Origin of the sequence: Mycolicibacter icosiumassiliensis (genome assembly GCF_900078685.2) — a bacterium.
In the GTDB taxonomy this organism is placed as follows: Bacteria; Actinomycetota; Actinomycetes; order Mycobacteriales; family Mycobacteriaceae; genus Mycobacterium; species Mycobacterium icosiumassiliensis.
This window is the reverse complement of sequence record NZ_LT546166.1, coordinates 2100857-2113480: the sequence shown is the minus strand read 5'-3', so window position 1 is coordinate 2113480 and position 12624 is coordinate 2100857. Positions and strand designations below refer to the sequence as shown.

At 68.6% G+C, this 12624-nt stretch carries 14 protein-coding genes; 10 read left to right on the top strand and 4 right to left on the bottom strand.

Annotation, left to right across the window (positions count from 1 at the left end; translation table 11 throughout):
• Positions 1-356: 356 nt before the first annotated feature.
• The gene (gene hisN / locus BN4346_RS34030; protein ID WP_268811496.1) at positions 357-1148 is read right to left on the bottom strand and encodes a histidinol-phosphatase; all 792 of its coding nucleotides are present in this window, start codon (positions 1146-1148) and stop codon (positions 357-359) included.
• A gap of 217 nt (positions 1149-1365) precedes the next feature.
• Between hisN and BN4346_RS34025 the strand changes: the two genes are divergently transcribed.
• From BN4346_RS34025 to BN4346_RS33995, 7 genes are read left to right on the top strand one after another with little or no spacing between them, the layout of a single operon-like run.
• A complete protein-coding gene (locus BN4346_RS34025) occupies positions 1366-2778 on the top strand; it encodes an ethanolamine ammonia-lyase subunit EutB (protein ID WP_067971554.1) in 1413 nt (470 codons plus the stop codon).
• Complete coding sequence (gene eutC / locus BN4346_RS34020; RefSeq protein ID WP_067971553.1) at positions 2775-3563, top strand: ethanolamine ammonia-lyase subunit EutC; 789 nt, start codon at positions 2775-2777, stop codon at positions 3561-3563. Before BN4346_RS34025 ends, eutC begins: the two co-directional genes overlap by 4 nt.
• Entirely contained in the window at positions 3491-4513 is a 1023-nt protein-coding gene (locus BN4346_RS48975) for a LysR family transcriptional regulator (RefSeq protein ID WP_327344901.1), read from the top strand. Before eutC ends, BN4346_RS48975 begins: the two co-directional genes overlap by 73 nt.
• 44 nt (positions 4514-4557) lie before the next feature.
• Complete coding sequence (gene hrcA / locus BN4346_RS34010; RefSeq protein ID WP_067971550.1) at positions 4558-5601, top strand: heat-inducible transcriptional repressor HrcA; 1044 nt, start codon at positions 4558-4560, stop codon at positions 5599-5601.
• Positions 5602-5635: 34 nt separating this feature from the next.
• Positions 5636-6787: a molecular chaperone DnaJ gene (gene dnaJ, locus BN4346_RS34005; protein WP_067971547.1), complete on the top strand. Its 1152-nt coding sequence runs from the start codon at positions 5636-5638 to the stop codon at positions 6785-6787.
• 7 nt (positions 6788-6794) lie between these two features.
• Positions 6795-7544, top strand: a complete 750-nt coding sequence (locus tag BN4346_RS34000; protein ID WP_067971544.1) for a 16S rRNA (uracil(1498)-N(3))-methyltransferase — start codon at positions 6795-6797, stop codon at positions 7542-7544.
• Positions 7537-8217: a helix-turn-helix domain-containing protein gene (locus tag BN4346_RS33995; protein ID WP_067971540.1), complete on the top strand. Its 681-nt coding sequence runs from the start codon at positions 7537-7539 to the stop codon at positions 8215-8217. Before BN4346_RS34000 ends, BN4346_RS33995 begins: the two co-directional genes overlap by 8 nt.
• On the opposite strand, the gene BN4346_RS33990 is transcribed toward BN4346_RS33995, so the two are convergent.
• The 3 genes from BN4346_RS33990 to BN4346_RS48140 all read right to left on the bottom strand — a co-directional run bounded on the left by BN4346_RS33990 (position 8218) and on the right by BN4346_RS48140 (position 9567).
• Positions 8218-8865 (bottom strand): class I SAM-dependent methyltransferase, encoded by a 648-nt coding sequence (locus BN4346_RS33990; RefSeq protein ID WP_067971535.1) that lies wholly within the window; start codon positions 8863-8865, stop codon positions 8218-8220.
• A gap of 85 nt (positions 8866-8950) precedes the next feature.
• Positions 8951-9343, bottom strand: a complete 393-nt coding sequence (locus tag BN4346_RS48145) for a type II toxin-antitoxin system VapC family toxin (RefSeq protein ID WP_067971530.1) — start codon at positions 9341-9343, stop codon at positions 8951-8953.
• The gene (locus tag BN4346_RS48140) at positions 9328-9567 is read right to left on the bottom strand and encodes a hypothetical protein (protein ID WP_067971525.1); all 240 of its coding nucleotides are present in this window, start codon (positions 9565-9567) and stop codon (positions 9328-9330) included. The genes BN4346_RS48145 and BN4346_RS48140 overlap by 16 nt, the downstream gene beginning before the upstream one ends.
• Positions 9568-9691: 124 nt before the next feature.
• Between BN4346_RS48140 and BN4346_RS33980 the strand changes: the two genes are divergently transcribed.
• The 3 genes from BN4346_RS33980 to BN4346_RS33970 are packed head-to-tail and all read left to right on the top strand — an operon-like array spanning position 9692 to position 12563.
• Positions 9692-10735 (top strand): PhoH family protein, encoded by a 1044-nt coding sequence (locus BN4346_RS33980; RefSeq protein ID WP_067972386.1) that lies wholly within the window; start codon positions 9692-9694, stop codon positions 10733-10735.
• The gene (gene ybeY / locus BN4346_RS33975) at positions 10732-11268 is read left to right on the top strand and encodes an rRNA maturation RNase YbeY (RefSeq protein WP_046283889.1); all 537 of its coding nucleotides are present in this window, start codon (positions 10732-10734) and stop codon (positions 11266-11268) included. The genes BN4346_RS33980 and ybeY overlap by 4 nt, the downstream gene beginning before the upstream one ends.
• Positions 11265-12563, top strand: coding sequence for a hemolysin family protein (locus BN4346_RS33970; protein ID WP_067971522.1), 1299 nt, complete (start codon positions 11265-11267; stop codon positions 12561-12563). Before ybeY ends, BN4346_RS33970 begins: the two co-directional genes overlap by 4 nt.
• The last annotated feature ends 61 nt before the right edge of the window (positions 12564-12624 follow it).

Sequence of the window (12624 nt, the reverse complement as noted above, 5' to 3'; positions counted from 1 at the left end):
CAGATCCTCCATCTTGAGGATCCCTCCGGGTCAGAAACCCCAAGGAATCATCGTGTTGTTGTTCGCACGCGCAATAGCTGAGCTAACCATGGTCGACCGACACGGCGTCACATCGCGTCGCGCCCACTCCGCCGCCATCACGCCGGCTGATCCACCGTGGCCCCGCAGTGAAATACCCGAATTCATGATCTCCTGCACGTCCGAATATCGGCTGCGGGTGGGGCGCTAAGAATTTCCGCGCCATTTGTTCAATGGCCGCTGGCCAATAATGTCAAATTGCTGGGGAGAATTCCAACACCAAAAAACGACACGATTGACGGATTTTTGTTGTTAATCTGCTGGCCGCCGGGAAGGTGCTAGGCCACGCCCAGGCTGTCCAACACCGCGGCGTGCAGCAGGGCGTTGGTAGCCACCGCGCTGCCGCCGTGCGGGCCGGCGGTGCCGCTGAGGTCGGTGAACGTCCCACCCGCCTCGCGGACCAGGATGTCCAGTGCCGCCATGTCCCACAGCGACAACGAGGGCTCGACAACGATGTCCAGTGCGCCCTCGGCAAGCAGGCAGTGGGCCCAGAAGTCGCCGTAGCTGCGCGTTCGCCATACGCTGTCGGTCAGATCCAGGAAGCGCTGTCGCAGTCCCAGGTGCGCCCACTGGGTCAGTCCGGCGAACGACAGGCTCGCCGAACCCAAGTCGGCCACCGCGGAGACCGAAAGCCGTCGTGGCGCCGCCCCGCCGAACGTCGCGAATGCGCCCAGGCCATCGCCGGCCCACCACCGCCTGCTCAACGCGGGGGCGCTGATCGCGCCGACGCGCGGAACGCCGTCGTCGAGCAGGGCGATCAAGGTGGCCCACACCGGCACACCGCGCACGAAGTTCTTGGTTCCGTCGATCGGATCGATGACCCACTGGCGGCCGCTGAAGGTCGCACTGCCGCCGAACTCCTCACCCAACACATCATCATCGGGCCGATCGCGGGCCAGGGCCTCGCGCAGTGCGACCTCGACCGCGCGGTCGGCGTCGGTGACCGGAGTGAGGTCCGGCTTCGTATCGACCCGCAGGTCCAGTGCGCCGAACCGGTCCATCGTCATGGCGTCGGCCAGGTCCGCCAGCTTGAGTGCCAGGGTCAGATCATCATTGATTGCTGCTGCAATTCCCACAAGCGGGCGACATTACCACCGAGTTGAGGTTTTCGCGCCACCGGCGAAATGCGCGAATTATGGAATCACGTCGCCGATATGCAAAACTGGTGGCCGCGGGATGCATTTCTTCGCCCGCGACTCAAATCGGCGCGCGATGGCATTTCCTCGTCACACACGCGTGCCGCCGTCGACTCGATCATCCGACCCGGCTGAGCGGAAGGGGCCTGCGGTGACCACCTACACGCAGACGCTGGCCGGCACCACCTACCAGTTCGACGGGCTGATCGACCTGCTGGCCAAGGCCACCCCGCGGCGATCCGGTGACGAACTGGCCGGCTGTGCCGCCGCCAGCGACGCCGAACGGGCCGCGGCGCAGTGGGCACTGGCCGAGGTCGAGCTCGACACGTTTCTGCGTGACCTCGTGGTGCCCTACGAGACCGACGAGGTCACCCGGCTGATCATCGATCGCCACGACCGCGACGGCTACCGGGCGATTTCGCATCTGACCGTCGGCGGTCTGCGGGACTGGCTGCTGGAGGTGGCGGCGACGCCGACGGCGGCCGAGACCCTGCGTCGCGTCGGGCCCGGGCTGACCCCCGAGATGGTGGCCGCGGTCAGCAAGCTCATGCGCAACCAGGACCTGATCGCGGTGGCACGATCGGTCTCGGTCACCAGCGCTTTTCGCACCACGCTGGGCCTGCCGGGCCGCCTGGCCACCCGGCTGCAGCCCAACCATCCGACCGACGACCCTCGCGGTGTCGCCGCGGCCACTCTCGACGGGCTGCTGCACGGCTGCGGCGACGCGGTGATCGGCATCAACCCGGCCACCGACTCACCGCGGGCCACCGCCGATCTGCTGTACCTGCTCGACGACATCCGGCTGCGCTACCAGATCCCGACCCAGTCCTGCGTGCTCTCGCACGTGACCACCACCATCGAGCTGATCGAGCAAGGCGTCCCGGTCGACCTGGTGTTCCAGTCGATCGCCGGCACCGAGGGGGCCAACCGCAGCTTCGGCGTGAGCCTCGACCTGCTGCGTACCGCCCACGAGGCCGGGCTGTCGCTGCAGCGCGGGACGGTCGGGGACAACGTCATGTACTTCGAAACCGGCCAGGGCTCGGCACTGAGCGCGCACGCCCACCTGGGCGGCGGAGGCCGGCCGGTCGATCAGCAGACCCTGGAGGCCCGGGCCTACGCGGTGGCCCGCGAGTTCTCGCCGCTGCTGGTCAACACCGTGGTCGGGTTCATCGGACCCGAATACCTCTACGACGGCAAGCAGATCGCCCGGGCCGGGCTTGAGGACCACTTCTGCGGCAAGCTGCTCGGCCTGCCGATGGGTGTCGATGTCTGCTACACCAATCACGCCGAAGCCGACCAGGACGACGTGGACACCTTGCTCACGCTGCTCGGCGTCGCCGGCTGCAACTTCGTCATCACCGTGCCCGGAGCCGACGATGTGATGCTCGGCTACCAGAGCATGTCCTTCCACGACGCGCTCTACGCCCGCCGAGTGCTGAGCCTGCGTCCAGCCCCCGAGTTCGAGGCCTGGCTGCAGGGGATCGGTATCGCCGACGAGTCCGGCCGGGTGCTTCCCAGCGCGGTGGAGCGCTCACCGTTGCGTTCACTGGCGGCGCCGGCATGAGCCTGGCGCAGCCGCCGCCGTCCGGTTCGGGCTCTCGCGACATCTGGCAGGACCTGCGCCGCCACACCCAGGCGCGGATCGGTCTCGGCCGCTCCGGCGACGCCCAGCCGACCCGCAGCGTCCTGGAGTTCCGGGCGGCGCATGCCCTGGCCCGCGACGCGGTGCGCCAACCATTCGACATCGAGCACCTGGCGCAGCAGGTGACCGCGGTGGGACTCGGTGAACCCGTGGCGGTCACCAGCCGAGCGAGCAGCCGCGAGGAATATCTGCGCCGCCCCGACCTTGGTCGCCTGCCCGATGATTTAAGCGAAATCCCTTGCAGTCCAGCGCAGGTGGGCTTCGTACTGTGCGATGGACTGTCCCCGGCGGCGCTGACCGAACACGGTGTTCCGTTGCTGCGCGCGCTGACCGAGGTGGTGGGCGCTCACCGCACGATCGCCGCTCCGGTGATCGCCACCGGAGCCCGGGTGGCGCTCGGTGACCACATCGGCGCGGCGATGGGCGTCCAGACCGTGGTGGTGCTGATCGGTGAGCGACCGGGATTGTCGGTGGCCGCCAGCCTCGGGCTGTACCTGACGCACCTGCCGCGGCCGGGACGCACCGACGCCGAACGCAACTGCGTGTCCAACGTGCACCCCCCGGACGGTCTCGGCTACCTCGAGGCAGCCCGCGTCATCGACGCTTTGATCACCGGTGCGCGCAGACTCGGTCGATCGGGAGTCGACTTGAAGGCGGTCTCCGTGGGTGCACTCGATGGACCGCTCGACCACCACGTGGTGCCTTAAGATCGGGCACCATCGACATCAACACGCGAAAGCTGCGCCACTTCGTGGTGGCTGCTGAAGAACTGCACTTCAGTCGGGCGGCAGCGCGTGTCTACCTGGCGCAGCAGGCACTGAGCCGCCAGATCAAAGACCTCGAAGACGAACTCGGCGTCAAGCTGTTCGAACGGACCACCCGCAACGTGACGCTGACGCCCGCCGGCGAAGTCTTCCTGGCGGGAGCACGCGCCGTCTTGGCCGCGCTGGACAGCGCCGCCGCCGCCGCGGAGCAAGCGGCCCGCGGGGTCGTCGGCACGCTGCGGCTGGGTTACGTGCCGGGCGCCGCGCTCGAACTGACCGCACCGATCATTGCCGAGTTCCGCGAACGCCACCCCGACGTCACCATCGAGATGCGGGAATTCCAGGTCAGCGATCCGTCGGCCGGGTTGGCGTCGCGGGCCACCGACGTGGCGTTCCTGCGGCTGCCGCAGAGCACACCGAACATCACAACCGAGATCCTGGCGGTGGATCCCGTCGTCGCCATGGTGTCGGCCTCGCACCGCCACGCCGGACGGACGTCGGTGTCGGTGCGGGACCTTCTCGACGACCCGATCACCCAGTCGTCCAGCGTCGACGAAGCCCATCACGCCTTCTGGAGCCTGGCCGCGGCGCGGACCGATGCGACGATCATCGACGTGGTGCGTGCCGATTCGATCACCGAGGAAGCACAGGTGGTCGCCGCCGGGGCGGCCATCGCGGTCACCAGCGCGGCGGCCGCGCACTTCATGCCGGCGACGGGTGTCCGGTTCCTGCCGATCGACGACTGGCCCGGCTCGGCGATCGCGGTGGGCTGGATCGACGACGAGCCGTCGCCACTCGTCGCACGCTTCGTCGACGTCGCCTGTTTGGTGCGAGACCGCGAGCCTGGCATCGTGCACAGCATCGAGCACCGGCTGTTGGCGGCTTCACCGTAAAATCGAGGACGGCCGTAGCTGTTCGGAGCAGGAGGTGAGCACCCATGGGCGTGGCTGATGATCGCCGCTTCGAGGTACTGCGTGCCATCGTCGCGGACTTCGTCGCCACCAAGGAGCCGATCGGCTCCAAAGCCCTGGTCGAACGGCACAACCTGGGGGTTTCCCCGGCCACCGTTCGCAACGACATGGCGGTACTGGAGGCCGAGGGGTACATCGCCCAGCCGCACACCAGCTCCGGGCGGGTGCCCACCGAGAAGGGCTACCGGGAGTTCGTCGACCGGATCGACGACGTCAAGCCGCTCTCGTCCGCGGAGCGCCGGGCGATCCTGTCGTTCCTGGACTCCGGTGTCGACCTGGACGACGTGCTGCGCCGCGCGGTGCGCACCCTGGCCCAGCTGACCCGCCAGGTGGCCGTCGTACAGTACCCGACCCTGTCGGTGTCGACGGTGCGCCACCTCGAGGTGATTGCACTGACCCCGGCGCGGCTGCTGTTGGTGGTCATCACCGACTCCGGCCGGGTCGATCAGCGCATCGTCGAGTTGGGCGAGCCCATCGACGACCACCAGCTCAGCCAGCTGCGGGAGATCCTCGGCGCCGCGCTGGAGGGCAAGCGGATCTCGGCGGCCTCCACCGCCGTCGCCGAACTCGCCGGGCACCTAGATGGGCGCAGCGGGCTTTCTCCCGGCCTGGCCAACGCGGTGGGGCGCTCGGCGACCGTGCTGCTGGAATCGTTGGTCGAGCACCGCGAGGAGCGCCTGCTGCTGGGTGGTACCGCCAACCTGACCCGCAATGCCGCCGACTTCGGCAGTTCGCTGCGGTCGGTGCTGGAAGTTCTCGAAGAGCAGGTTGTGGTGCTGCGGCTGCTCGCCGTGCAGCAGGAAGCCGGTAAAGTCACGGTGCGCATCGGTCACGAGACCGAGGCGCAGGAGATGGCCGGCGCCTCGATGGTGTCCACCGCTTACGGGTCACAGGGCACCGTGTACGGGGGTATGGGGGTGCTGGGTCCCACCCGGATGGACTATCCGGGAACTATCGCCAGTGTTGCAGCGGTTGCTATGTACATCGGTGAAGTGCTCGGGGCCCGCTAAATCTCCGGCTGGCAGAAGTTGGGAAGGGTCAGGCGTGGCACGCGACTATTACGGCTTGTTGGGCGTCGATAAGGACGCCACCGACACCGAGCTCAAGCGCGCCTACCGCAAGCTGGCGCGCACCTACCACCCCGACGTCAACCCCGACGAAGCGGCGCAGGCCAAGTTCAAGGAGATCAGCGCCGCCTACGAGGTGCTGTCCGACCCGGAGAAGCGCCGCATCGTCGACCTCGGCGGCGACCCGCTGGAAAGCGGCGGTGCCGGCAACGGCTTCGGCGGCGGTTTCGGTGGCGGTTTCGGCGGCCTCGGCGACGTGTTCGAAGCATTCTTCGGCGGCGGTGCGGCCTCCCGCGGCCCGATCGGCCGGGTCCGGCCGGGCTCGGACTCGCTGCTGCGCATGCGCCTGGACCTCACCGAGTGCGCAACCGGGGTGACCAAGCGCGTCACGGTCGACACCGCGGTGCTGTGCGACCGTTGCCAGGGCCGGGGCACCAACGGGGACTCACGCCCCATGACGTGTGACACCTGCCACGGGCGCGGCGAAGTGCAGAGCATGCAGCGCTCGCTGCTGGGCCAGGTCATGACGTCGCGGCCGTGCCCGACCTGCCGCGGCGTCGGCGAGGTGATCCCGGACCCGTGCCACCAGTGCGGCGGCGACGGCCGGGTGCGCTCGCGCCGTGAGATCAGCGTCAAGATCCCGGCCGGAGTCGGCGACGGCATGCGCGTCCGGCTGGCCGCCCAGGGTGAGGTCGGTCCGGGTGGGGGACCGGCCGGTGACCTCTACGTCGAGGTACACGAACAGCCCCACGACATCTTCGCCCGCGACGGCGACGACCTGCACTGCCACATCTGCGTGCCGATGGTTGACGCGGCGCTGGGCACCACCGTGACCGTGGATGCGATCCTCGACGGTGCCACCGACATCACCATCCCGGCCGGCACCCAGCCGGGGGCGACCATCGTGCTGCGCGGCCAGGGCATGCCGCAGGTGCGCACCGGGGCGCGCGGTGACCTGCACGCCCATATCGAGGTGGTGGTTCCCGAGCGCCTCGACAGCCATGACACCGAGCTGCTGCGCCAGTTCAAACAGCACCGCGACCGCGAGACCGCCGAGGTTCGCTCGGCACACACGACGAACACTGGCGGGCTGTTCAGCCGACTGCGCGAAACCTTCACCGGGCGCTGAGCCCGCGGTGGCAGGCCTGTTCTACGTCGACGCGCTGCCCGGGGTGGGTGCGCTGGCCGTACTCGGCGGCGACGCTGGGTTCCATGCCGCGACGGTGCGCCGGATCCGGCCCGGTGAGCAACTGACCCTCGGTGATGGTGCCGGGGTGGTGGCGCAATGCCAGGTCGAGGAGGCCTCACGCGATGGCCTGACCGCGCGCGTACTGGAGCGACGACAGGTCGCGTCGGCCGCCCCGCCCGTCACCGTGGTGCAGGCGCTGCCCAAATCCGAACGCTCCGAGCTGGCGATCGAGCTGGCCACCGAGGCCGGGGCCGACGCTTTCGTGGCCTGGCAGGCCGAGCGGTGCGTGGCCCGTTGGGACGGCCCACGCGCCGACAAGGGAGTGCGGCGCTGGCAGGCGGTCGCCCGGGCGGCCGCCGGGCAGTCTCGCCGGGCCCACATTCCGCCGGTGGACGGGGCGCTGACCGGCGCAGAGCTGGTGGTGTGGGTCCGCGAACAGGTGGCTGCGGCTACAACCGTGCTGGTACTGCACGACGCGGCCGGCGTCGCACTGGCCGACGCGGTCCGGCCCACCGTGCCGGCACTGGCCCTGGTGGTGGGGCCCGAAGGCGGGATCACCGAGGCGGAGCTGGCGGCGTTGACTGGCGCCGGCGCGGTCGCCACCCGGCTGGGGCCGACCGTGCTGCGCACCTCGACCGCGGCGGCAGTCGCGCTCGGCGCGCTCGGGGTGCTGACCCCACGCTGGGGGAGTGACTAGCCCGGCGAGTGCGGTGCCGTCGCTGAGCATCAGCGACGGCTACGCGGTGTATCGCGGCCCGGTGGGCGGCGGTGGTCCGATTCACCGCCACGGCGCCTTCCAGATCGTGGTCGCCGGGCGAGGCGACGTGGCGATGGTGGACCCGGCCGGGACGCAGTATCAGGCCGCCGCGCTGGTCGTCTCGCCGATGGCGCCGCACCGCATCCTGGCCATCCGCGACTTGATCACCTACTTCATCGAGCCGCACTGTCTGTTCGCCGACCGGCTGCGCGGGCGCTACGGCGCCGGGATCGCCACCGCCCCCGAGCTGGGCGAACTGCGCGAGCCCGATGTCGCGGCCGCCTGCCGGGGACAGTCGGAGGAGCTGGATCCGCGCCTGGTGACGGCGCTGGCCCTGCTGGCCGGCAGCAACATCGCGATGCCGAGCTTGGCTGCCGAGATCGGCCTCTCGCCGCAGCGCCTGCGCGCGCTGGCTCGCCGGGAACTGGGGATGCCGCTCACCCGCTGGCGGGTGTGGTCACGGCTGCGTCGGGCCGTCGAAGCCCTGCAGTCGGGTATGCCGTTGGCGCAGGCCGCGATTGCCGCAGGTTTTGCCGACCAGGCCCACTTCACCCGACAGATGCGGGAGATGATGGGCCTGACGCCGTCGGTGGTGCTGCAGGCCCTTACGTGATCACCGTTTGCGGGCGGTATAGATCGAGATCGTGCCGTTGATGGTGGCCACCACGTCGGCTTCGCGAACATCAGTGAAGCCGGCGGCCGAAATCAGCTCCGGCAGAACACCATCGGCGTTGGGCTGAGTGTCGGTCTTGCCGTCGGCGAACTGGACGAACCGAAACGCCAGGCGCATCAGCGGGGTCCGCTGCCACCCGAAGTCGGCGATCACCAGCCGCCCGCCCGGGCGCAGCACCGCGAACATCGACGCCAGGATGGCGCGCTTGACGTCCATCGGACATTGGTGCAGCACCAGACTGGACATCACGCCGTCCATCGACTCCGCGCCCACCGATGCCACCAGGTCGTCGCCCATCCCCGTCAGCCAACGCACCCGGCCGTCGGCATCCTTTTCGCGCGCCACCGCCAAGACCTCCGGATCGGGGTCCAGACCCACGACCTTCGCCTGCGGCTCCACCCGAGCGGCCAGCAGCGCCAACGAACCGGTGCCGCAACCCACGTCCAGGATCGCGTCGTCGGGACGCGGCGCCAGATGCATGACGGCCAGGCCCCGCCACAGCCGCTCGCGCGTCAACGCCACCACGTAGTCGAAGAAGCGGGCCGGCGCCAAGCGGCCCAGGGCAGGGGTGAAGGTTTCCTCGCTCATACCCGGCAGTTTCGCGTGCGCGACATCACCCCGTCTTGAACGAACCGCTCACCTGAGTCGGCGGCCACGTCGTGCCCCTGTCGAGTCAGGCGTCGACGTCGAAAAGCCGCAAGCCCGCAACTCGGCTGAAGTGTTTGCGGTTTCGGGTCGCGAGCGGCAGGGCGTACCTCAGGCAAATACCTGCCTGCAGGCAGTCCGCCATCCCGATATCCTCGCCGGCGGACCGCAGCGTTGCGGCGATCTCGCCAGCGTGCAGTGCGGAATCGGGGTCGAGCGGGAAGGTCCGTGACCGCCCTAGCCGGAGGATCGCGTCGCGGCGGGCCAGGAAGTCGGCGCCGACCCGCAATTCGAACGCGGTGATCGCGGTGATGCGGAAACGATGCTCGATGATCAACTCGCGTACTAACACCGCACCGGCGCCCTTGCCGCGCAGAAAATCGATGACCAGATCGGTGTCGACGACTACGAGGCCCGCCACGTGCTTCTCACGTCGCCGACGCGTGAGCGCATCTCCTGGGCGTCGGAGTCGCTCAGCATGCCCTCCAGCTGGAGCAGCAGGTCGACCTCGCCGGTGTCCAGGTTCGCCAGGTATCCCTCCAGTGCTTCCTGAACCAGCACGGAGAAGCCGCGTACTCCGCGGCGTTGCGCGATGGCACTCAGGGCGCGGTGCTGGTCGTCGGTGATCTCGACTGTCGTGCGCATGCATGCATGCTAACATGCAGTTTGTCGATCCTGGTCCATCTCGTCGTTGGGGAGCGTCGCAGTCCGGCGCTAGACTTTGACCCAAACGCTGGCCAATCCGCAGAAAGCAGGCATCAGAACCCACGTGACGCCCCGCGACGCCAACGCTGCCTCCCAGGTTCGCAGCAGCATCGATGTTCCACCCGACCTGGTCGTGGGCCTGCTGGGTTCTGCAGATGAGAACCTGCGCGCCATCGAACGCCTGATGCCTGCCGACCTGCATGTGCGCGGCAATGCCGTCACCATCTCCGGAGCCCCGGCCGATGTCGCCCTGGCCGAACGCGTGCTCTCCGAGCTGGTGGAGATCGTGGCCGGCGGGCAGTCCCTGACACCCGAAGCGGTGCGACACAGCGTGGGGATGCTGGTGGGCACCGGCAACGAGTCGCCCGCCGAAGTCCTCAGCCTGGACATCTTGTCGCGGCGCGGCAAGACCATCCGGCCCAAGACGCTCAACCAGAAGCGTTACGTCGACGCCATCGACGCCCACACCATCGTGTTCGGCATCGGCCCGGCCGGCACCGGCAAGACGTATCTGGCGATGGCTAAGGCGGTCAGCGCGCTGAAGGCCAAGCAGGTCACCCGCATCATCCTGACCCGTCCGGCGGTGGAAGCCGGTGAGAGCCTGGGGTTTTTGCCCGGCACCTTGAGCGAGAAGATCGACCCGTATCTGCGCCCGCTCTACGACGCGCTGCACGACATGATGGATCCCGAGCTGATCGGAAAGCTGATGAGCTCCGGAGTCATTGAGGTGGCGCCGCTGGCGTACATGCGTGGCCGGTCGCTCAATGACGCGTTCATCATTCTCGACGAGGCGCAGAACACCACCGCCGAACAGATGAAGATGTTCCTCACCCGGCTGGGCTTCGGCTCCAAGATGGTGGTCACCGGCGACGTCACCCAGATCGACCTGCCCGGCGGGGCCAGATCCGGGCTGCGGGCCGCCGTGGACATCCTCGATGACATCGACGACATCTACGTTGCCGAGCTCACCAGCGTCGACGTCGTCCGGCACCGACTGGTGTCGGAGATCGTCGACGCCTACTCGCGCCACGAGTCCGAACAGGTCCAGCCGGGGCTGGCCATGAACCGGGCGTCGCGGCGCGCCTCGCAAGGCAGGTCACGCCGATGAGCATTGAGGTCTCCAACGAATCCGGCCTCGACGTCTCCGAGGTCGAGCTGATCAGCGTGGCCAAGTTCGTGCTGGCCAAGATGGACGTCAATCCCGGTGCCGAGTTGTCGATGGTGCTGCTGGACACCGCCGCGATGGCCGACTTGCACATGCGCTGGATGGACCTGCCCGGGCCCACCGACGTGATGAGTTTCCCGATGGACGAGTTGGAGCCCGGCGGCCGCCCGGATGCTCCCGAGCCTGGTCCGTCGATGCTCGGCGACATCGCCTTGTGCCCGGAGTTCGCCGCCGAGCAGGCCGCAGCGGCCGGCCATTCGCTGGGCCAGGAACTGGCGCTGCTGACCGTGCACGGCGTGCTGCATCTGCTCGGCTACGACCACGCCGAGCCGGACGAAGAAAAAGAGATGTTCGCGTTGCAGCGCCGTCTACTCGAGGAGTGGGTCGCCGACCAGGTGGAGACCTACCGGGCCGAGACCCAGAGCGAGAAAGACCGCCGGCTGCTGGACAAGACCAGGTACTTCGACGAACCGTGACCGGTACACCGCTGCTACTCGGCGTGATTGCGCTGATCGGTCTGGGCGGGTTGTTCGCGGCAATCGACGCCGCGGTCAGCACGGTATCGCCGGCGCGGGTCGAGGAGCTGGTGCGGGCGAAGCGGCCCGGTGCGGTCTGGCTGGTCAAGCTGATGGCCGAGCGTCCGCGCTACATCAACCTGGTGGTGTTGTTGCGCATCACCTGCGAGGTCACCGCGACCGCGCTGCTGGTCTATCTGCTCAGCGCCGTGCTCGGCCTGGACTGGGGCCTGTTCGCCGCCGCGGCGACCATGGTGGTGGTCAGCTTCGTGGTGATCGGGGTGGGGCCCCGGACCCTGGGCCGGCAGAACGCCTATTCGATCGCGCTGGCCGCGGCGCTTCCGCTGCAGGTCCTGTCGGTGTTGCTCGCCCCGATCAGCCGCGTGCTGGTGGTATTGGGTAACGCGCTGACCCCGGGGCGGGGTTTTCGCAACGGGCCGTTCGCCTCCGAAATCGAGCTGCGCGAAGTGGTCGACATGGCACAGCAACGCGGCGTGGTGGCGGCCGACGAACGCCGGATGATTCAGTCGGTCTTCGAACTCGCCGACACCCCGGCCCGCGAGGTGATGGTGCCGCGCACCGAGATGGTGTGGATCGAGCGTGACAAATCGGCGGGTCAGGCCACGTCTTTGGCGGTGCGCAGCGGGCATTCCCGGATTCCGGTGATCGGCGAGAACGTCGACGACATCCTCGGTGTCGTCTACCTGAAAGACCTTGTCCAACAAACCTATTACTCGACCAACGGGGGCCGGGACACCACGGTGGCGCAGGTGATGCGTCCGGCGGTCTTCATGCCCGACTCCAAGGCGCTCAACGCGCTGCTGGAAGACATGCAGCGCAGCCGCTATCACATGGCCCTGCTGGTCGATGAATACGGCGCCATCGCCGGACTGGTCACCATCGAGGACGTGCTGGAGGAGATCGTCGGCGAGATCGCCGACGAGTACGATCAGGGCGAAGTCGCCCCGGTGGAAGAACTGGACGGCAACAGGTTTCGGGTCTCCGCGCGGCTGCCGATCGAAGACGTCGGGGAGCTCTACGGGGTGGAGTTCGACTCCGGTCTCGACGTCGACACGGTCGGTGGGCTGCTCGCGCTGGAGCTGGGCCGCGTTCCGCTGCCCGGCGCCGAGGTAGTGTCACACGGCCTGCGTCTGCGGGCCGAGGGCAGCCGCGACAGCCGCGGGCGGGTGCGGATCAGCACGGTTCTGGTCAGCCTGGTTGCACCCGATGAGGAGGAGACCGCAGTTGAGCACTGAGACCCGGCCCGACGCCGCCAAGAGCGCGCCGAACGTGCACTCAGGGCGAAAATCCGACCGA